Below are 18664 nucleotides of genomic sequence, written 5' to 3' on the forward strand. Positions count from 1 at the left end.
TACTTTCGTGTTGCATGAACATACAAAGTAGTGGTTTTTTTAAAAACTATAGCAATATCCTTTTATTGCTATTAGGCATCATTATAGGAAGCCTGGTTGGGCTTTTTTCTCCCGACTTTGTTGTTCACCTAAAACCTATCGGTGATATTTTTCTTAACCTACTTTTTACAGCAGTCATTCCGCTTATCTTTTTTGCGATTGCATCGGCCGTGGCGAGTATCGATCAAGGGCAAAAACTCGGACGTATTTTGTCGACCATGATGCTTGTCTTTTTGATGACGATTATCATTGCAGCGGTTTTCACTATCTTTTGTGTCTGGCTGTTCCCCCTAGGCAACCAACTTGCTGATACAACACATGCCAATGTATCCCTCAACAAGGGAGACCAAGAAAGTTGGGGAGAACGCGCCGTTTCTTTTGTGACGGTGAACGAATTTAACCAATTACTTTCGCGTGAGCACATGCTCGCGTTTATCATCTTCTCTTTTTTAGTGGGTATAGCTGCATTGCGATCGGGAGCCCCGGGCGAGCCGTTTCGTCGGTTCCTTTCTTCCGGCAATGAAGTAATGAAAAACCTGTTGGTTTATGTGATGAAATTGGCTCCTGTGGGTTTGGGTGCCTATTTTGCTTATCAAGTAGATACTGTTGGGCCGCAACTGTTCGGACTGTATGCGAAGCCTATGGCTGTTTATTATGCCGGCGGACTGGTTTATTTCTTCGTTTTCTTTAGCATTTATGCATTTATAGGAGGAGGAGGCCGCGGTATTAAACTTTTCTGGCGGAATAATATTTTGCCATCGCTTACTGCAATTAGCACCTGCAGCAGTATTGCTGTGATTCCACCGAATTTGGATGCAGCCAAACGGATTGGCATACAAGAGCCTGTGGCAAATGTAGTGATACCGCTCGGGGCGTCATTGCATAAAAATGGCTCGTCCATGTCCTCCATCATTAAAATTGCGGTAGCTTTTGCGTTGATGGGTAAGCCTTTTATGGAACCGGGAACTTTATTGTTAGCGATTGGCCTAACGGTTTTGGTCAGCATCGTTGCCGGCGGCATCCCCAATGGCGGATATATTGGAGAGATGCTCATGATTTCAGCTTATCATTTACCGATCGAGGCAGTGCCGGCTGTAATGATTATTGGCACATTAGTTGACCCAATGGCTACCTTGCTGAATGCTACGGGGGATACCGTCGCGGCGATGATCGTAGATCGATGGGTCAAACAATAGGCTGTTGACTTAGGACGATGATACTTACGTCCTATGCCTTAGCCCTGTATTAAAATCTGTTCACTTTGTTCATTTTCAGTCTTTTTGTTGTTGCTGGTAGTTTAATCTCTATTTTTAAGTAGACCTAAATGATTTTTGAAGATGGAATTTTCAGAAGATGTGCTTCACTATATCTGGAAGTATCGTTTGTATAAACACATTAACCTAACAACAAAAAGTGGTAAGCCGTTGATTGTTCTATCTCCCGGAATACTCAATAAAAATGCAGGACCCGATTTCGAACATAGTCGATTGATTATCGACAAAACCGAATGGGCCGGCACCATAGAGTTGCATCGAAGATCGTCTGATTGGTATGTGCATCAACACCAACAGGACGGTGCTTATAATAATGTTATTTTGCACGTTGTATACGAACATGATAAAGAAATCAGGCTACCGGATGGCACCATTCCTGAGACTTTGGAATTAAAACCCATTATAAATAATGAACTATTGGCCAAATACAACGCACTCATGCAGAGTACAGCTTGGATCCCCTGTCAGCAATATATGCCCAACATTGACTCTTTCATAATAGAACAGTGGCTGGAACGATTGCTGACCGAACGTTTGCAAGAAAAATCCGATGATCTGCGTAAACTTTTGATAGAGAAGAAAGACGATTGGGAAGAAGTAACTTATGTTTTATTGGCACGGAACTTTGGTTTCAAAGTGAACGCAATGCCTTTTGAACTTTTAGCAAAAAATACTCCTTATAAGCTTATTAATAAAAACCGGCACCAGCCAAAAATGATTGAAGCACTTTTATTTGGTCAAGCCGGTTTATTAGAAAAAGACCATTTTAATGATCCTTATCCCAATGCTTTAAAACAAAATTATAGCTATTTACAACGTCAGTATTCATTAACTCCTCTTCCTGTTTCTGTATGGAAATTTCTCCGTATGCGGCCTGCTAATTTTCCGACGATTCGCTTAGCTCAATTTGCCGCATGGTGTGCTCGCGAGAAGCACTTATTTTCAAAAATCCTTACATTGAAAAGTGTTGAGCAGTTTCGGTGTCTTTTTCAGGAGTTGCCTATTCACGATTACTGGTGCGAACATTATATCTTCGATAAGATAACCAAGAAGCATAATCCAAGCCTCGGATTGAATTCTGTTGATAATATTATTGTGAACACAGTCGTAACAATTTTGGTCGGCTATGGCAAATATGTTGGAAAAGAGACGTATCTTTACCGAGCAATTGGTTTATTGGAGCAGCTTGCAGGTGAAAGAAATCGTGTCATGAACCAATTTGAAGAGTTAGGGCTTCAAGTTAAAACCGCAGCGGTTTCGCAAGCTTTGCTGCAATTGAAGCATAAATACTGCGATCGATATAGATGTTTGGATTGTGGAATCGGGTTACAAGTATTTAAACAAAACAGGACGTTATGATACAGCGCATAATGGTTTTTTTTGAACAACGCTCTTTTGGGGTATGTGCATACCTGGGAGAGAAGTTAGGTGTTTCTATCTCGAAAATTCGCCTTTTCTTTATTTACTCTTCATTTTTAGCCGTGGGATTTCCTATCATCTTTTACTTTCTAGCAGGAGTTGTACTGGATGTGCGCAATTTTGTTAAGCGCATGAGGCATCGGCTGTGGGATTTTTAAAAGACCGTTTTCGTTCCGCTTTTTCCTCTTCTTAGCTTAGTATCTTCGCTATTTCTATATAACCCTTATCAGCGGCTAGGTCAGCTGCCGTTTTTCCAAAGTCGTTTTTGATATCCACCAAAGCACCGTTCTCCAGCAGTAAGATGAGCATTTCAATATTTCCGTTCTGAGCGGCAATATGCAATGGTGTAGTTCTGGCTGCCTGTAATACATTTACCTCTGCGCCGGCTTCCACCAGCATTTTGGCAATGTCATCAAAATTAGCACTTATGGCAGCATGAAGCGGATAAACTTGATAACCGTTTTGCGATGCTAGATTTGGGTCAGCTCCCTTTAAGAGCAAATAACGAACAATTTCTATGTTACCGAAATGCGTAGCCATACCTAAAGCCGTAAAACCGTGTTCGGAAAATGCGTCTAACAAGCCGGGAGATTCCTCCAATAACTCATTTACCACCTCCGTTAAACCGGCGGCAGCAGCTTCCCAGATCGTGATTTCTTGAATATGCTGCAAGATAATTTTTACAATCTGGCTTTTATTGTAATAGCAGGCCAATAGGAGGGGCGATATCTCATGGCTGGTTTTTTGTTGACATAGGGCCGGATTGGTATGCAGTAAATTATCTATAGCTGCAGCGTTTCCTGATTCTATATATTCTTCTAATAGCGTTAGGCTCATCTTGTTCCCCTTAAATTATTCTATTTTGCAAACCTAATATAAAAATCATTATTACAAAACTTCAAAAAGCTAAAATTATTTTCGCTAGAACGTAAGTTTTTGTTTGTGATGTAAATATAATGCGTTATTTTTGTACTGCCTTGCTTAAGGCATGTTTTTCATAGGTAGATGTAGGGTCGGATACTTGTATCCGGCCCTTTTTAAGACTTACACGGATTTTTACCTTACATTCCGATATGTTTAATCGAAAAGGAATTCTGCTTTCAGTCATTGCAAAGTTCATGCTTTTGTACTTTGTACTAGCTGTTGTTCCTTTAGATTTCTATCATCACCACGACTTATCGCTGTCGCCAAAGCCAAAAAGCGCAACTTTTAGGATTAACCATCATACGGAGCACACGGCGAGTCTTTCTTCTTATTGTTTGATATGTAACTTACATATCAATCAAAAGTACGATGTGCCGATATTTAGTTTTAGATTCATACTCTTTGCTAAGTTGACTTATCAGTCATTCGGTCTTATACATTTTTCTCATCAACAGTCCATTCAGGACATTACCTCAAGAGGGCCTCCTTTGCTTACTTAACAGGTGCAATATAAAAGAGTACTTTCTCTATAGGTTAATTTTTTCATTATCATGACTATTGTCATGCATTCCATTTTTATGTATAAGTTCATCACCATGCTGTTTGCATGTTTAATGCTCAGCAGTTATAAAAGTTATTCGACGGAAACAATAGCCGTTGGTGGAAAAGTAATAGATGCGACAAGCAAACAGCCTTTGTCGGGGGCGACTATTACGATTCCCGATTTACGAATTTCTGTGCTCACTGATCAATCCGGTATGTTCAGTTTACGAAATGTTCCGGCGAGGGGTAGTTTTTTAATAGAGCTTAGATTTATTGGCTATGAGACGCTTACGCGTGTTATTGACCTTTCTAAAGAAAACGATTGGCAATTTGAGTTAAAGCCAACACTTATAGAAACGCAGGAGGTGGTTGTTACCGGTACCCTTTCTTCCGGTAGCAATAAAAGAAATAGTACAACAGTGAACATCCTCAATAAAGATAAGTTGCTGCTTCCATCGAGCAACATTATCGATGCAATTGCCAAAAGTCCGGGTGTATCGCAGGTAAGCACCGGCCCCTCGATTTCAAAACCCGTCATAAGGGGTTTAAGTTATAATCGCGTAGTGACCATTGACAACGGTATCAAACAGGAAGGACAGCAATGGGGCGATGAACACGGAATCGAGATTGACCAATTCAAAGCAAATCGGGTGGAAGTATTAAAAGGGGCAGCCTCTTTGATTTACGGTTCAGATGCCTTAGGAGGTGTTATTAATCTTTTGGAGCCCATTCCTGTTCCTGAAGGAGAAATAAGTGGAGAATTTCTAACAAACTACTCCACAAACAATGGTCTTGTCGGATCATCAGTTATGTTGACGGGTAATCAGAACGGTTTCGTTTGGAGAGGTAGAGGCACTTATAAAAATGCTTATTCATTTAAAACACCTGTGGGCTATTTTCCCAATTCCGGTTTTAATGAGACAGATTTCAGTGGTATGCTGGGCCTGAATAAGTCGTGGGGATATACCCACCTCAACTTTTCGAGTTTCCGGAATAATATAGGTTTTTATGAGCCTGCGTTCGATTCAGAAGGCAATTATGTGGACGAAGAAGGAAACCGCTTCTTTCATGACGACTTTAAGAGCAGGACTTTACAGTATCCTAAACAAGATATTCGCCATTACAAAATATCATTGAATAATAACTTACTCATCGGAACAGGTAACTTAAAACTGAATCTGGGTTTTCAACGAAACCAACGACGGGAGTTAGAGGACGGGCCCGACCCTTCCCTTTATTTTAATTTGGACACCTATACCGGTGATGCGCGCTATTATATTGGGCAGAAAAATGGTTGGGAACCGGTTTTTGGCTTCAGTACGGAAATTGGACATAGCGAAAACCGAGGGGAGGAATTTTTAATCCCTGCTTATGACACGTATGGCGTAGGAACCTTTGCCTATATTAAAAAGAACTGGGAAAATAGTACTTTTAATGTAGGCGTTCGTTACGATTTCCGTAAAAATATAGGAAAGCCGTTAGAGCAAAATGGAGAATCGCTGTTTCAACGTTTCAGTAATCAATTTTCTAATGTGAGCGGAGCCATCGGCTTTACGCATCAATTTACAGAGAGACTCAATTTCAAAGCCAATGCGGGTTCTGCTTTTAGAGCGCCTAATCCAGCCGAATTGGGATCAAATGGCGAACATGAGGGCACTTTCCGTTACGAAATTGGAAATCCGGATTTGCAACCGGAGAGGAGCTACCAGGTAGACGCAGAATTATCTTACGACGGGGATTTTGTGAATGCCAGCGCCACGCTATACAATAATTATATACACGACTTTATTTATGCTGCCCACCATGGCGAATTCATTGATAATTTGCCTGTTTATCAATATGGACAGGTCAATGCTAATTTGTATGGAGCGGAAGCAAGTCTGATCTTGCATCCCGTTCATTTCATCCATTTTGAGAATACTTTTGGCTATACACATGCGCAGAATACAAGCATGAACAGGCCCTTGCCATTTATTCCCGCTGGAGTATTGCGAAATGAGTTACGATATGAACCGGAGATTAAGCATTTGCAGGAACCTTTTCTTTCGGTTGGCATGGCTAACTATTTTGCACAGAATCGCGTAGATGAAGAGTTTGAGACACCTACAGCAGGTTATACCTTGGTAAATGCAAGTGTAGGAGCCACCTTTTTTGCCGGAAAGCAGCCAATCAAATTTTATGTATCGGCTAATAATTTGCTGAATAAGAAGTATTATGATGCTTTAAGCAGGTATAAACCAGGGCGATTAGATCAAAGTGATTTGAACTTAGGTGTTTATAATCCGGGCAGAAATATTACATTTGGCGTGTATCTGCCCTTTGTGCTTAAACATAGTAATTAACGATCAAATGGATAGATGGATAGAAGGAGCTCGAGAGCTTTATACGAGCTCCTTCTATGAAAATCAATTAATGATCGTGCCCCACAGCATGAAGCTCAAAGGTCAATTTTAACACATCCTCTCCGGCAAATCTGCTAGCATAATCGTCATGATTCCAGTCAATGCGTTCAATCTTTCCTTTAGTTGTATTGTCTGAGAGTTTTCGCAGTACATAAGATACATCGGTATCTGCGCCTTCATTCGCTTCGCCCAAAGTAAAATAGGCAAGAATACCGGTTGTTTCGTATTTACCGTTTACTTTGGTGCCGTCACCGTACGTTTGTTCCCTTGGTTGAAAAAGTGCCCCATTTTCGGCCTCACCCGTTTCCGGATTTAAGGTGAAATTACCACCGACTATAAAAGCTTTGTAAAAGTCGGCTACTGTTTTGCTTGTAAGAAATTCCTCCTGTACTTCCTTGCCTTCGCGATTATAGGCATAAAGTTGCAAACGATAGACTTTGTGGGGGTCTAAATGAATATGGCCACTTTTGGCAACACCAAACTGATCAAACTCGATGGCAACACTATCTTTTTCCCCGGTGATTTCTGCGAGATCATGAAAGTGATCACCATGAGCATGTCCACTAACTTCAATGAAATCCAGACGAGCGGATACAATCGCGTTGGGATCTTCCGGAATCACGGGGTCATCATCTTTACTACAGGCATTGAAAATAAGTGCAAAGGCGACAAGCAAATACGATAAGTTTCTTAATTTGTTCATAAATTGTTTTTTTATTTAAAAATATTAGTAAAAAAGAAATATAGAGTGCATAAAATAGCCCTCCCTTTAAAAAGGGCTATCTTGTTTTCAATCTTTTTAGTTCAACCGGTTTATTTACTCATGGTCGTGTCCTTCATCTACCGGATGCAATTCAAAGCTTTTATTGAAATCGTCCGATCCGCCCGCTTCACGATAGTTGGGACTGTTCCAGCTTTGTGCGGCAGGCTGCGACTTGTCCAAGCCATGTCGCAACACAAGTTGCAAATCAAAGCCCTCTGATGCCTTGTTAACCGTGAAAACACCTTTAAATCCTACTCGGTTATCAGTGTAGGTATAGTCGAGCACGTCAGCGGGTGCTCCGAGGAAAAACCACTGATGTTCATTTTCGCCGAATTCGGCCGTTGTATTTTGCCCATTTTTGAACATGGCAATATCCAATTGGTATTGCTCGCCGGCATGTAGATGCACATGTGACGGGTAAGGCCGGTCGCTACCTCTTATAAAACGTACCTGCAGGGTGTCGCCTTCGGCATGGAATTCATCATCATGATAATGGCCCTCGGTAAATGTTAAGATCGTACCGTCATATTCTTCCTGGTCTATTTCCGGAACAGGATCGTCTTTCGAACAGGAACTGAAAGAAACCGCTGCTAAACTTACAGCAGCAATCATAAAATAGTTACGTAAAATGTACATGTTTGTAGAGATTAAAAATTAAAAATTAAAAAATGTAGTTTAGCTTCAAGGTGACATTCCGTCCCATATCATGTGCGTAGTACCGAAATCGGTTCATGTATTCTTTGTATTCCTTATTGAGCAAATTGTTTATACCTAGTTGAAAATTCAAATCCTGTTGGTTGAAGCGAAAGCCAAGGCCTCCCATTACATTCAATAAACCATAAGCAGGAGGTGGCGGTGCAAAATCCGTATTTGGTTCGTACCGACTTTGCCGAGTCACAAATTGATGTTGCACTTGTATAAATGTATTATTGAGATGTCGCTTTTGGCGGGATTTCGTCCATCGCAGGGCATTTTCTACTCGGTCAGAAGGTATCCAGGGTAAATAGTTCTTCCGACGAGTGTCTTTTGCTCTGACAAGCGAGCCCTTGATTGTATAGCGGAAGTTTTCGGTCAACTGATAGCTGCCAGTTAAATCAAGCCCCCAAAAGAGGGCATTCGTTTGTTTGTAGTGAAAAACAGGGAAAGCCCCTCTTAAGCTCTCCCAAAATTCGCCGGTAGACTGTAAGTAGATGTAATTTTTTATATAATGGGCATAAGCGTCTAATTCAAGATCAAAGTCTGGTAATTGAAATTTTACGGCATTCATCCATTTTAAACCCTGTTCACTCTTGAATTGATCGTTGCCAATTTCAACCGCTGCAGTTCCATGATGTAATCCATAGCTAAACAGTTCACTTACCGATGGTGGCCGCCAGGCTAGGCCGATATTGGATTGTACATCTAAGCTCTTATGAACATGCCAGGTAGCTCCCAGTGAGCCTGAAAAATTATGGAAGGTTCGCGTACCGGCGTAGTAGATTGAGTCTAGACGATAACCCGCCGCATCGAAATATTTGTAATCATAGCGTATGCCCGCTTCTATTTCGTACGTTGGCTTTACCCACCTTTCTATTATAAATAGCCCTGCATTATAACTATCATAATTCGGAATCAAGGGGGTAGCGAAAGTGCCCGGGATGTTGTTATTTACTTGCATCGCCAGATTAACACCGATAATACTTCGTAAGCCGTTTTCTTTTAGGTGGTCGTAGGTGATATCCAAATTCTGAGAAGTAAGTTCCAGATCGAGCGACGGAATGCCCGTGCGTCCGCCTCGCCGAATGTCGTACTCTTTACGCAAGTTCCTTTGCAATCCATATTGGATGTCCATTTGGGCACCGTTTGTGAAATCCCGGTGGGCTTTTAGCTTCAGTAGGTCGTGCTTAATCTCTTGCCGCGGAGCCTCTATGGTGTGCGAGAAAGGATAGGTAATGAACGGTTTGCCATTTTCAATACGCGATTGCAGATCTTCCACGCTTCCTATATGTGAACCGTTGAAAATACCTAATTCTGTCTCGAAATGACTATAATAAGCCTCGAACTGTGTCGAACTTGTCTTATATCCTAGAGACGCTGAATAGTTAATTTCTTTAACACCGGTATTATTAAGATAATAATCAGCCGATTTGATGTCACCAAGTCTCTTAAAACTACCCTGTGCGCGCCAGCTAAAGCCCGGTATTTTTTTTAGACCACCATTTAACATAGCCGATGTGATGCCACCGCGACCGTTACTTTGTCCTACCACATCAATTTCTCCATGAATTTCCGGGTTTATCGGTAAGGTCGGAGGCTCAACAATGATAACGCCTCCAATAGCCTCTGCACCATAACGAACTGATTCGGCTCCCTTGATAACGCGGATATTCTTGGCAACGAAAGGATCTATTTCGGGTGCATGCTCATTTCCCCATTGCTGTCCCTCTTGCCTGATGCCGTTATTAAGCATCAGGATGCGGTTGCTGTGCATCCCATGGATAACGGGTTTCGCTATCGTAGCTCCGGTTTGCAACATAGTCACACCTGGGATCTCCTTGAGCACTTCCGCAAGCACACCGCCTTTGCTTTCCCTTAACTGCTGCTGAGTAAGCGAATTTACGACGGATGTAGTTTTCAGATTGTTTTGGTGCCCAACAACCTCGACGTCGTGGAGTACTATGTCACCATGCTTTAAGGCGATATGAAGGGTTTCATTCTTTGTTATGTTCAGCGTCCTACTTGTCTTTTCAAAGCCTAAGCTTTCGAAGCTAAGTGTATAGGTGCCTTCACAAAGCGAAGAAAGCCTATAAAAGCCATGGCCATCGGTCTTTACAGTTCTATTGGCCGGCATGATGCGAACCGTAGCGCCAGCAAGTGGTAATTGTGTGTCCGAATCGATGAGACGTCCGTTAATCATAAAATTGCAATCATTGTTTTGCGCGTAGCCTATATGACTACATAAAAGCAAAAGCAACCAGGTAAACTGCTTTTTAATAAACATGAATATGAAAGGTTTTAGCTTGTTTTGATGTGATCAAAAGCAAGAGACAAAGAATTGCTCCAATACATTTAGCTTATACAAACGCATTTGCTTCTTTTTACAGGAAAAATCAGCATTATAATGGCTTTGCTTTTGCTAAGAGAAGAGCTGATTAGGCCAATGGTGGCCCTTTATTGAAATAGCTGGATAGGGGAATCTCAAATGGTATAGCTAGATCCAAACGTTGAATCAGTATAGGTTTGCTCCTATATACTTCACTTAACGTGAAAAGCTGACCTGGCAACTGTTGGCCTTGTTTGACATGTAGGTAATCACATATCTTACAATTGATTTCCTTTTTAACTTGAAAGGAGGTATGGCTTGTTTGCTTTGTATTGTCATTATGATGGTAAGCATGTATTAATTGCACGCCTTGTATGTAACCTATTGTTACAAGCAAGCAAAGCGCAATTAGCCTATAGATGCTTTTTAATGACAATCCTTCTACCATTTACTGCAAAAGTAGCATAAATGCAGCTATATTGCAAGTTCGAATAACATTATCTAGGCACGAGGGTGAAATTCGATCATTACCGAGCGAAGGTAGTCCCGATCTAAATGGGTGTAAATTTCCGTAGTACTGATGCTTTCATGTCCAAGCATATCCTGTACAGCACGTAAATCAGCTCCACCCTCTATGAGATGTGTTGCGAAAGAATGACGGAAGGTATGTGGGCTGATGGTTTTTTTCAAGCCAACTTTTATCGCCAATTCTTTGATAATAAGGAACACCATTACACGGGAAAGGGGAGAGCCTCTTCTGTTCAAAAACACATAATCTTCCATTCCTGGTTTTTGCGGCCCCTCTTTCCTTGTATGTTGCAGATAAATCTGTAAATGTTTGATAGCTGAATGTCCAATGGGGATGAGCCGTTCTTTGTTGCCTTTTCCGGTTACGCGAATAAACTCAATCTCCAAGAACAGATTAGAAATCTTTAAATTGACAAGCTCGCTAACCCGTAATCCGCAGCTGTAGAGCACCTCTAACATCGCCTTATTGCGTAGCCCTTCCGGTGTCGAAAGGTCGATAGCACCTATAAGCGCATCAATTTCCACAATACTCAATGTATCGGGCAGTTTCCTGCCCAAGCGCGGTGCTTCTATTAAGGCTGCTGGGTTGTGCTCCATAGCTCCTTCCAACGTTAAATAATGATAAAAGGTTTTGATGCCGGATAAGACCCGTGCCTGCGAGTGTGCAGACATTCCAAGCGAATAAATCCATTCCAGGAAATCACGAATATCTTGCGTGAGGATCGCATTGGGATCCTTTTTATGACTATAAAGTGCGTGCTGGCGTAACTTCTCTACATCATGCAAATAAGCTTCTATCGAATTTTTTGCGAGTGAACGCTCTAACCTTAGATATTGCTTAAAATCCTTAATTGCTGATTCCCAATCCATTTTGTTTTTCCTCTATTCAATAGAACGATTTCGGGCTAAGTTAAGAAAAACAAAAGCACAAAAAATGATAAAAATATTTGCGCTGTGTTGGTTTATTATATATCTTTGCCTCACTAAAAACGGTGGTTTTAGCTCAGTTGGTTAGAGCGCCTGATTGTGGTTCAGGAGGTCGTGGGTTCGAGCCCCATATTCCACCCGAAAATAATAAAAAGCCCTTTAGATTATCTAGAGGGCTTTTTTTATGCGATACACCGTGATTTAAATTATTTATTGTACTAACACTTTTAGCTAATACTAAAAAAAATAGTAAAATTATTTTGCGGATTTGTCTAATTTGTGTTACCATTGTGTAACTATTTTTTCAGGACACATGGCTACCACTACACTCACACCGAAAGTTTTTGTTACAAACAGCAAGGGAGTATCTGAAGTTAAGTTTGTGCTTTACCACAAGCGGGAAAGAAAGAGGATAGATACAAACATTCTAGTCAGGTCTTCGCAGATAAAAAAGATAAGGGGAAAGAAGAAGGAGTACGACATCACTGACAGTGTGATAAGACAAAAGGTTTCCGAGTTGCAGAGAAAACTGGACGAGAAACTTCTTTCCTTGTCCGAAGACCTTCCGTTCCTTGAGATAGATGAATTGAAGTCGAAGCTTGAGAGGGAAGAGAAGCAAACGGATAGCGGCCCTGTTAACATAATCAAATTCGGAAAAACATATGTACAGGAGCTTAAGAACAATGGCCGTAAGTCGTCTGCAAGTACCATTCAGACTGTTGTAAATAATCTTGCAGACTTCGTTGGATGTAACGAGCTTTATACGGATGAACTTACGTATGAATTTATGATAAGGTTCGAATCCTACCTGAGGCGTGAAAGGTCGCAGACTAGGGTAAATCATGGGAGATTTGTCACCACTATACGGAAAGGGCTGGACGATGCGGGTATTCATACTACTTTCCGTGATTTCAGGATATTATTCTATGAGGCGGAGAGGCGATTCAACGAAAAATCACTTGGTATAGTGCGAATTCGCAATAACCCGTTCGAAAAGTATAAGATTGTGAACCCTCCCGAAAGGCGAAAGGTGAAAGCGGACGTTCTCAATGTGCTAAAGATAGGTTATTCAATGGCAATTCCCGGCTCTAGGGAAGAGCTTGCGAAGGACATGTACCTGCTTTCTTTTTATCTCTGCGGAATGAACGGAGCGGATATATACCATCTGGACTGCGACTTTGAGGGAAGGGCAGAATACGAGCGATCGAAGACAAAGGGGAGGCGTAAAGACAATGCATTCATTAGCATAAACATACCAGATCTAGCTTGGCCGATCATAGAAAAATGGAAAGGGAAGCTTAAAAAACGATATTGCGATGAGAAAGGTTTTAACAAGGCTCTTAACGCAGGAATGAGGACGCTGTGCCCAGGAGAAAAGCCATACGACGCTAGACGCAAGTTTGGTGATTTGGCAAGGAACACGTGCAGGTTCTCAAAAGATGACGTAGCCCTTGCCTTAAATCACTATGACAGGTCAACCTCAACAACCGATCCGTACATAAGCAAGGACTGGACTATTATAGACGAGGTGCAGGCAGGCGTATTATGCCTGCTGTCCTCTAACCTCGGCATATAACTTCTTGATGAGATTGTCCGTGAATTTCCTGTGCTTTTCTAGGGCTAATACATGGGTTTTAAGCTCTGTTAAATCACTCAGTATGCTAGTCTTCGGCTCGTCTTTCTTGTATTTCTGGCCTTTTGTGAATAACAGCCACTGTGAAGATACACCAAACTCCTTTACAATTGCCTTTATCAGGTCGATCCTGGCATTCTGCTTCATGTTTATAACATGATTGATTGTTTTCTGAGACACCTTGCATTTTGCAGCAAAGTCAGTCTGGTTTAATCCGGATTCTTTTTGAATGGTAGCTATGTTTTTGCATACCTCAACGTCGATTAATTCTTCTGGTGTTGACATTTTACTTGTTTTATGGTAGGTATCCTTGAAACTTCTTAGGTAAAATAGTGTCTGTAGTTGTATTCTCGTAAACCATTCTAATATTGACTTCTGACTCATCACTATTTGTTACAAGGATAGGCGCTCTTCTAAATACCCAAAATTCAGTTTTTGTCTTCCCTTCTGATGATAATATTTGTTCGTTGAAAACATTACCCAAATCCAAATTTACCTGTTGTAGCTTTACATTAAAAGAGCTGTCAGAATGTGAGGTGACCTCATAAGAAACGCTTATATACGCTGAACGTTCCTTTTCGCATGATAGAATTAGTATGGCTAAAATAGCTATTAGTAGTTTTGTATTCATATATTTAGGTTCAAATTAAGTTCTTTTATCTAACCATCCTTCAATAAGCCAAATATTTTTTATTTTTTCCTTAGGTAATTTGAAATCGTCATAATTAGGGTTTTCGCTTTTTAGCAGGAAAAACCTATCCTCCTGTTCCGACTTTCTGATATACTTCAAATACCTTCTCCCGTCGTTACATGTTATTCCATAAATCTGACCATATTCTAAGTGACTATACCAATCATCAAGTTTTATCCCAAATAATATAGAGCCAGATTTTATCTTTTTCTCCATGCTGTCGCTGTATGCTCGAAATGCAGTGCATCCATAAAACTCGGGAACATCAATATAGTATTCTGGATATATTGTTCCGTCCTCATAAAAAGCTTCCGCATTACCGGCCATAAAGTCGGCATTGTAAAACGGGATAAGGGCTTGTTTCTTTCGTATGTTACGTCTTACTGTGACAATATCTTCCGAAGGTGAAACAATATCTACGGTACCATCCGATAAGTCAATTCCAAGATTTGACTTTACAATTTGTAAAATATTGCTATCAAGCTCTGCTCTAGAAATCCAATTAACAACTGTTTGACGTGTAACACCCAGTCTTTTAGCTGCTTCCTCCTGGGTCAGGTCAAGAGATTTAATTGCTACTCGTAATTTTTTTCCGTTGATTATCAAAGTGTTATGTCTAAATGATAAATAATTCTACAATATGACTTGTCAAAATGATAAATGTGTTTTACATTTGTATTGTAATTCAAACGCAAAACAAAGATACAAAAACAATGACTATTCACACATAGCATAAAACTACCAAAATGAAAAGCAACACATCAACACATGAAGAAACATTGACAAAAGCAGAGCTGGAGGTATTACTCCATATACAACTACCAGAGAAACTAATAGCAGAAAAATTATTCAGATCTCCTAATACCATAAGGCGTCACATGTTCAACATTCGGACGAAGCTACGTAAAGCTAATAAGGCTGAACTAGCAGTGTGGGCTGCAAAGAAAGGTGTTATCTGACCATAGACCTGTCATATGGTATATACAGGAGGCCGAGCGAATGGGGCCAAATCCGATAAGCGAATAATCACGATACGATAGTTCATTGACATCTTGTTTGTCGAACAGAAGACAAAAACGCATATCACGTCCACACTGACTGCACGCTATCGATATGTTGTCAACTTATTAGGCACGGATTGGAGCATTGACCAGCACGACGGTAAATGTTTCGGTTCGTTACGGTTCCGTATCACTGAATAGTCAGTATAGTAAGTGTATCGGTGAGGGTTACTGCCGTACCTCAAAAGAAGACAGTTTAGTCGTCCTGAAAAGACGGTTAGTTCTTTAATAGATGCTCGATGAGCATACACTTGATCTTTCGGCCCCCGTAAATAGAGGGTTTACAGGGGCTGAATTAGGAGGTAGGTTAGGCTTTAACGGTTCGAACCCGTGGCCTCCGCTAAACCAATAAAAAAAGTATTTATGGAACAATTAATAAAAATAACAAAAGACACTCACGGTAACGAGGTTGTCAGCGCAAGGGAATTACATTCATTTTTAGAAGTTGAAACAAGGTTCAATGACTGGATACCAAGAATGTTTAAATATGGTTTTATTGAAGGAGTCGATTACTCAAAAATGAGTACTGATAATCAAGGCTTTAACTATGACTACATTCTCACAATAGACACAGCAAAAGAAATATCAATGTTGCAGCGTTCAGAAAAAGGCAAACAGGCGCGACAGTATTTTATAGAATGTGAACGAATGGCTAGACAGTTAACTATGCCGAGCGGAGACCAATTAATACAGCAAGCCATGATGATCCTAAATGATAGGATAGAGCAGCAACAAAAACAGTTGGCAATTACTATTCCGAAAGCAGACTTTGCTGATAGGGTTATAGGCAGTAAATCTGTATTCACTACAACTGTTATAGCAAAGGAGCTTGGGATGACGGCTGAACAGTTGAATCAGTTTCTACATAAAGAAGGGATACAGTATAAATGTGATGGAGTGTGGGTTCTTTATAAGAAGTATCAAGACAAAGGACTTTCAGAACTTAAAACAGAAGTTAAAAACGGGTTTACGATACGAATAATGAAGTGGACTGAGTATGGAAGGGCCTTCATAATGAATAAAGTTAAACCGTTACAAAGATTCACTGAGGCCAAATCAATCCCAACATTTAAAGAAGTAAGCAGATTAGTAAATTGATATGAAAACATTAGAACTACCTGTAGTAAAGAGTAAGAAACAGATAATAATCGAAGCTCTTGACAGATTGGAGGTCGGTCAGCATATACCGATCATGGAAAAAGATAGAAATCAGTGGTCACATTATGCGTCTCTTCATTTCAACACTAAGGGCGTAAAATTGTTTCAGACAACTAAGAACGTGACGAAAGATATAACCGGGGGTGCAATCATATGGAGGGTCAAATAATGGCGCGAGAAATAATAAGGTTGATTCAAACACCTCACGGAATAATCGAGGATTATGACGGAATAGAGGAAGATTACGACGGAGAACTTGACGATTTGGAGGCGTCAGAAGATGGAGATTACTAGAGCACTATTTATTAAGTCGCTTCAAGAAGCGGCTTACATGGGCGCTCAGTTAGCGTTGACTGAAGCAGGATTGTCGAAGAACTTCGTAAGCAAGAACAAAGCGGAGAAGCAATATGGTAAAGGTACAATAAAGAGGATGATAGAAGAAGGGTTGATCAATCCTGTAAAGGACGGGTACAATACATCCACCATTCGAATAAATGTATCTGAGCTGAAAGCTGCCGCCATGGTATTAAATGTTGGATAATTATTCTATAAAGAATATTATGAATAAGCGATCATCACTTGACAGGGCTTACAGATCGTTCATCAAAAGCTCAGTTAAAGCCAATAAGGCATCGAAACAAATTGTAAACATAATAGACACTATAATATGCAAACTAAAGACTTATCCCGTACAGTGATCGACAGAGACGGTCACTTATGGACAAACGGAGTATTGAACGCCCTGTTCGATGAAACGGAGATCGACAGGGCACGTAAGAACTATACACACCTTGCAGCACGTCAGGCCGAGAGGCGCATCAAGAGAGCGCAGGACTGCAATAAAGAACGCAGGGCAAACATGATCATTGGATACATCATGTTCGGCACAGCATTATTGGCATTAATCATTCAATTAAGTAAGTAAGATATGGAAGTAAGAAAAGCAGAACGAAGAAAGTCCAAGATACGCCTAGGACTAGCAGGTCCATCAGGATCAGGTAAGACCATGTCGGCTCTACTTATAGCTTGCGGTCTCGCAAAAGGGGACTGGTCTAAAGTAGTGGTGATAGACACAGAAGAAGGATCAGCTGATCTGTACGAACATTTAGGAGAGTATAACGTACTGCCTTTATCTGCGCCATTTAGCCCTGAGCGATACATAGAAGCCATAAAGGCATGTGAAAACGCAGGAATGGAGGTTATTATAATAGACTCAAGCTCTCACGAATGGTCGGGAGTCGGAGGGTGTTTAGAAATAAATGAAAGCCTAGCTAGAGCAAAGTATAAGGGTAACTCATGGTCTGCCTGGAATGAAACGACACCTAGACATGATAAGTTCGTAAATGCCATACTGCAATCCAAGTGTCACGTGATTGCATGCGCAAGGTCAAAAACCGAAACGGTTATGGGTGATGACAAAAAGGTAAAAAAGGTAGGAATGAAGGAGATACAAAGAGAGGGATGGGAATATGAACTTACCCTATCATTCAACATTGATAGAGAAACTCACACGGCAATTGTATCCAAGGATAGAACAGAACTTTTTGAAGGCGTAGACCCATTCATCGTGACAAAGGAAACAGGAGATAAGATTTTAAAGTGGTGCGAAAGTGGTAAGGAGCCTGTGCTATCTATTGAAGACCGTCTAAAATCATGTAAAACAACAGTAGAGCTCGGAATAGCTTTTAAGGCGCTTAGTGTAGACGACCAGAGGAAGTATGCAGCCCTTACCACTGAGTTGAAATCTAAATTACCTGAAAAACTTGAAGAAGCAGCCGCATAATGGAAACATCGGAAATAATGAAAGTAGAAGATAGGGAACTTGGAGTTTCCTCTCTTCTAAACCTGAACAAGTCATACATGGCCAGTATAGTTCATAATGCGACTAGCGTAGTAGTTGACGGCCAGTACGATGCTATCAATGCACTGGTTATAGCCAAGAAAGGTCAGGAGCTGTTTGGACAGCTAGAAAAGGCTGTCAGGCCTATTGCCGAGGATCACGTAAAACTAGGCAAAGGTGAAGTGTATCGTAAGTTCAACGTAGATATAACTCAGGCTGAGACTGGTGTGTCATACGATTTTACCGTTTGTGGAGACACTGTTTGGGAGGACCTAAAGGCTAAAGTTGATACTTACAGTAGACTCCTTAAAGAGAGAGAAAATACACTTAAAACAATTACCAAGCCTGTTACCATGATAAACGATGAAACAGGTGAGGTAATGGAGATTAAGCCTCCTATCCGAGGGGGTAAGCTAGGTTTAAAACTATCAATAAAATAA

General features: G+C 40.8%; 20 protein-coding genes and 1 tRNA gene. 13 read left to right on the plus strand and 8 right to left on the minus strand.

What is annotated here, in order from left to right; all coding sequences use genetic code 11:
* Window positions 1-14: 14 nt before the first annotated feature.
* From FKG96_RS09760 to FKG96_RS09770, 3 genes are all read left to right on the plus strand, one after another.
* Window positions 15-1235, plus strand: coding sequence for a dicarboxylate/amino acid:cation symporter (locus FKG96_RS09760; RefSeq protein WP_149105400.1), 1221 nt, complete (start codon window positions 15-17; stop codon window positions 1233-1235).
* 141 nt (window positions 1236-1376) lie between these two features.
* A complete protein-coding gene (locus tag FKG96_RS09765; RefSeq protein ID WP_130857048.1) occupies window positions 1377-2672 on the plus strand; it encodes a DUF2851 family protein in 1296 nt (431 codons plus the stop codon).
* On the plus strand, window positions 2669-2890 hold the full coding sequence (locus tag FKG96_RS09770) for a PspC domain-containing protein (RefSeq protein WP_013665816.1): 222 nt from the start codon (window positions 2669-2671) through the stop codon (window positions 2888-2890). Before FKG96_RS09765 ends, FKG96_RS09770 begins: the two co-directional genes overlap by 4 nt.
* A gap of 31 nt (window positions 2891-2921) precedes the next feature.
* Here FKG96_RS09770 and FKG96_RS09775 read toward each other — a convergent pair whose 3' ends face one another.
* Window positions 2922-3569 carry an ankyrin repeat domain-containing protein gene (locus tag FKG96_RS09775; protein ID WP_013665817.1) on the minus strand — a complete coding sequence of 216 codons (648 nt, stop codon included), beginning with the start codon at window positions 3567-3569 and terminating at the stop codon, window positions 2922-2924.
* Between the two features lie 665 nt (window positions 3570-4234).
* On the opposite strand from FKG96_RS09775, the gene FKG96_RS09780 reads away from it, so the two are divergent.
* Window positions 4235-6541 carry a TonB-dependent receptor gene (locus FKG96_RS09780; protein WP_246860264.1) on the plus strand — a complete coding sequence of 769 codons (2307 nt, stop codon included), beginning with the start codon at window positions 4235-4237 and terminating at the stop codon, window positions 6539-6541.
* 67 nt (window positions 6542-6608) lie between these two features.
* Here the strand turns inward: FKG96_RS09780 and FKG96_RS09785 are convergent, their stop codons facing one another.
* From FKG96_RS09785 to xerD, 4 genes are all read right to left on the minus strand, one after another.
* Window positions 6609-7304, minus strand: a complete 696-nt coding sequence (locus FKG96_RS09785) for a hypothetical protein (RefSeq protein ID WP_130857051.1) — start codon at window positions 7302-7304, stop codon at window positions 6609-6611.
* A gap of 114 nt (window positions 7305-7418) precedes the next feature.
* The gene (locus FKG96_RS09790) at window positions 7419-8000 is read right to left on the minus strand and encodes a hypothetical protein (protein WP_130857053.1); all 582 of its coding nucleotides are present in this window, start codon (window positions 7998-8000) and stop codon (window positions 7419-7421) included.
* Between the two features lie 25 nt (window positions 8001-8025).
* A complete protein-coding gene (locus FKG96_RS09795) occupies window positions 8026-10344 on the minus strand; it encodes a TonB-dependent receptor (protein ID WP_149105401.1) in 2319 nt (772 codons plus the stop codon).
* A gap of 543 nt (window positions 10345-10887) precedes the next feature.
* Complete coding sequence (gene xerD, locus FKG96_RS09800; RefSeq protein ID WP_013665823.1) at window positions 10888-11784, minus strand: site-specific tyrosine recombinase XerD; 897 nt, start codon at window positions 11782-11784, stop codon at window positions 10888-10890.
* Window positions 11785-11905: 121 nt separating this feature from the next.
* On the opposite strand from xerD, the gene FKG96_RS09805 reads away from it, so the two are divergent.
* Together FKG96_RS09805 and FKG96_RS09810 are read left to right on the plus strand one after the other, a co-directional pair.
* Window positions 11906-11981, plus strand: a tRNA-His gene (locus tag FKG96_RS09805).
* Between the two features lie 173 nt (window positions 11982-12154).
* Window positions 12155-13417, plus strand: a complete 1263-nt coding sequence (locus FKG96_RS09810; RefSeq protein ID WP_149105402.1) for a site-specific integrase — start codon at window positions 12155-12157, stop codon at window positions 13415-13417.
* On the opposite strand, the gene FKG96_RS09815 is transcribed toward FKG96_RS09810, so the two are convergent.
* The 3 genes from FKG96_RS09815 to FKG96_RS09820 are packed head-to-tail and all read right to left on the minus strand — an operon-like array spanning window position 13385 to window position 14771.
* Window positions 13385-13759 (minus strand): helix-turn-helix domain-containing protein, encoded by a 375-nt coding sequence (locus FKG96_RS09815; protein WP_168204546.1) that lies wholly within the window; start codon window positions 13757-13759, stop codon window positions 13385-13387. The genes FKG96_RS09810 and FKG96_RS09815 overlap by 33 nt on opposite strands.
* A gap of 10 nt (window positions 13760-13769) precedes the next feature.
* A complete protein-coding gene (locus tag FKG96_RS26725; RefSeq protein ID WP_168204547.1) occupies window positions 13770-14105 on the minus strand; it encodes a hypothetical protein in 336 nt (111 codons plus the stop codon).
* Window positions 14106-14120: 15 nt separating this feature from the next.
* Window positions 14121-14771: a S24 family peptidase gene (locus FKG96_RS09820; RefSeq protein WP_149105404.1), complete on the minus strand. Its 651-nt coding sequence runs from the start codon at window positions 14769-14771 to the stop codon at window positions 14121-14123.
* A 140-nt stretch (window positions 14772-14911) separates the two neighbouring features.
* Between FKG96_RS09820 and FKG96_RS09825 the strand changes: the two genes are divergently transcribed.
* The 7 genes from FKG96_RS09825 to FKG96_RS09850 all read left to right on the plus strand — a co-directional run bounded on the left by FKG96_RS09825 (window position 14912) and on the right by FKG96_RS09850 (window position 18664).
* Entirely contained in the window at window positions 14912-15124 is a 213-nt protein-coding gene (locus tag FKG96_RS09825) for a response regulator transcription factor (protein ID WP_149105405.1), read from the plus strand.
* A 465-nt stretch (window positions 15125-15589) separates the two neighbouring features.
* A complete protein-coding gene (locus tag FKG96_RS09830; protein ID WP_149105406.1) occupies window positions 15590-16324 on the plus strand; it encodes a phage antirepressor KilAC domain-containing protein in 735 nt (244 codons plus the stop codon).
* Between the two features lie 228 nt (window positions 16325-16552).
* Window positions 16553-16678, plus strand: a complete 126-nt coding sequence (locus FKG96_RS27085; RefSeq protein WP_256377659.1) for a hypothetical protein — start codon at window positions 16553-16555, stop codon at window positions 16676-16678.
* Entirely contained in the window at window positions 16665-16925 is a 261-nt protein-coding gene (locus FKG96_RS09835) for a hypothetical protein (protein WP_149105407.1), read from the plus strand. The genes FKG96_RS27085 and FKG96_RS09835 overlap by 14 nt, the downstream gene beginning before the upstream one ends.
* A gap of 126 nt (window positions 16926-17051) precedes the next feature.
* On the plus strand, window positions 17052-17309 hold the full coding sequence (locus tag FKG96_RS09840) for a hypothetical protein (protein ID WP_149105408.1): 258 nt from the start codon (window positions 17052-17054) through the stop codon (window positions 17307-17309).
* A 3-nt stretch (window positions 17310-17312) separates the two neighbouring features.
* Window positions 17313-18167: an ATP-binding protein gene (locus FKG96_RS09845; RefSeq protein WP_149105409.1), complete on the plus strand. Its 855-nt coding sequence runs from the start codon at window positions 17313-17315 to the stop codon at window positions 18165-18167.
* A 17-nt stretch (window positions 18168-18184) separates the two neighbouring features.
* Window positions 18185-18664 (plus strand): hypothetical protein, encoded by a 480-nt coding sequence (locus FKG96_RS09850; protein ID WP_149105410.1) that lies wholly within the window; start codon window positions 18185-18187, stop codon window positions 18662-18664.

It is taken from the genome of Olivibacter sp. LS-1 (assembly GCF_008245145.1).
GTDB lineage: Bacteria > Bacteroidota > Bacteroidia > Sphingobacteriales > Sphingobacteriaceae > Olivibacter > Olivibacter oleidegradans.

Coding starts and splice junctions, on each gene's coding strand:
- FKG96_RS09760 (WP_149105400.1), top strand. CDS start 15: ATGAACATACAAAGTAGTGGTTTTTTTAAAAACTATAGCAATATCCTT.
- FKG96_RS09765 (WP_130857048.1), top strand. CDS start 1,377: ATGGAATTTTCAGAAGATGTGCTTCACTATATCTGGAAGTATCGTTTG.
- FKG96_RS09770 (WP_013665816.1), top strand. CDS start 2,669: ATGATACAGCGCATAATGGTTTTTTTTGAACAACGCTCTTTTGGGGTA.
- FKG96_RS09775 (WP_013665817.1), bottom strand. CDS start 3,569: ATGAGCCTAACGCTATTAGAAGAATATATAGAATCAGGAAACGCTGCA.
- FKG96_RS09780 (WP_246860264.1), top strand. CDS start 4,235: ATGTATAAGTTCATCACCATGCTGTTTGCATGTTTAATGCTCAGCAGT.
- FKG96_RS09785 (WP_130857051.1), bottom strand. CDS start 7,304: ATGAACAAATTAAGAAACTTATCGTATTTGCTTGTCGCCTTTGCACTT.
- FKG96_RS09790 (WP_130857053.1), bottom strand. CDS start 8,000: ATGTACATTTTACGTAACTATTTTATGATTGCTGCTGTAAGTTTAGCA.
- FKG96_RS09795 (WP_149105401.1), bottom strand. CDS start 10,344: ATGTTTATTAAAAAGCAGTTTACCTGGTTGCTTTTGCTTTTATGTAGT.
- xerD (WP_013665823.1), bottom strand. CDS start 11,784: ATGGATTGGGAATCAGCAATTAAGGATTTTAAGCAATATCTAAGGTTA.
- FKG96_RS09810 (WP_149105402.1), top strand. CDS start 12,155: ATGGCTACCACTACACTCACACCGAAAGTTTTTGTTACAAACAGCAAG.
- FKG96_RS09815 (WP_168204546.1), bottom strand. CDS start 13,759: ATGTCAACACCAGAAGAATTAATCGACGTTGAGGTATGCAAAAACATA.
- FKG96_RS26725 (WP_168204547.1), bottom strand. CDS start 14,105: ATGAATACAAAACTACTAATAGCTATTTTAGCCATACTAATTCTATCA.
- FKG96_RS09825 (WP_149105405.1), top strand. CDS start 14,912: ATGAAAAGCAACACATCAACACATGAAGAAACATTGACAAAAGCAGAG.
- FKG96_RS09830 (WP_149105406.1), top strand. CDS start 15,590: ATGGAACAATTAATAAAAATAACAAAAGACACTCACGGTAACGAGGTT.
- FKG96_RS27085 (WP_256377659.1), top strand. CDS start 16,553: ATGGCGCGAGAAATAATAAGGTTGATTCAAACACCTCACGGAATAATC.
- FKG96_RS09835 (WP_149105407.1), top strand. CDS start 16,665: ATGGAGATTACTAGAGCACTATTTATTAAGTCGCTTCAAGAAGCGGCT.
- FKG96_RS09840 (WP_149105408.1), top strand. CDS start 17,052: ATGCAAACTAAAGACTTATCCCGTACAGTGATCGACAGAGACGGTCAC.
- FKG96_RS09845 (WP_149105409.1), top strand. CDS start 17,313: ATGGAAGTAAGAAAAGCAGAACGAAGAAAGTCCAAGATACGCCTAGGA.
- FKG96_RS09850 (WP_149105410.1), top strand. CDS start 18,185: ATGAAAGTAGAAGATAGGGAACTTGGAGTTTCCTCTCTTCTAAACCTG.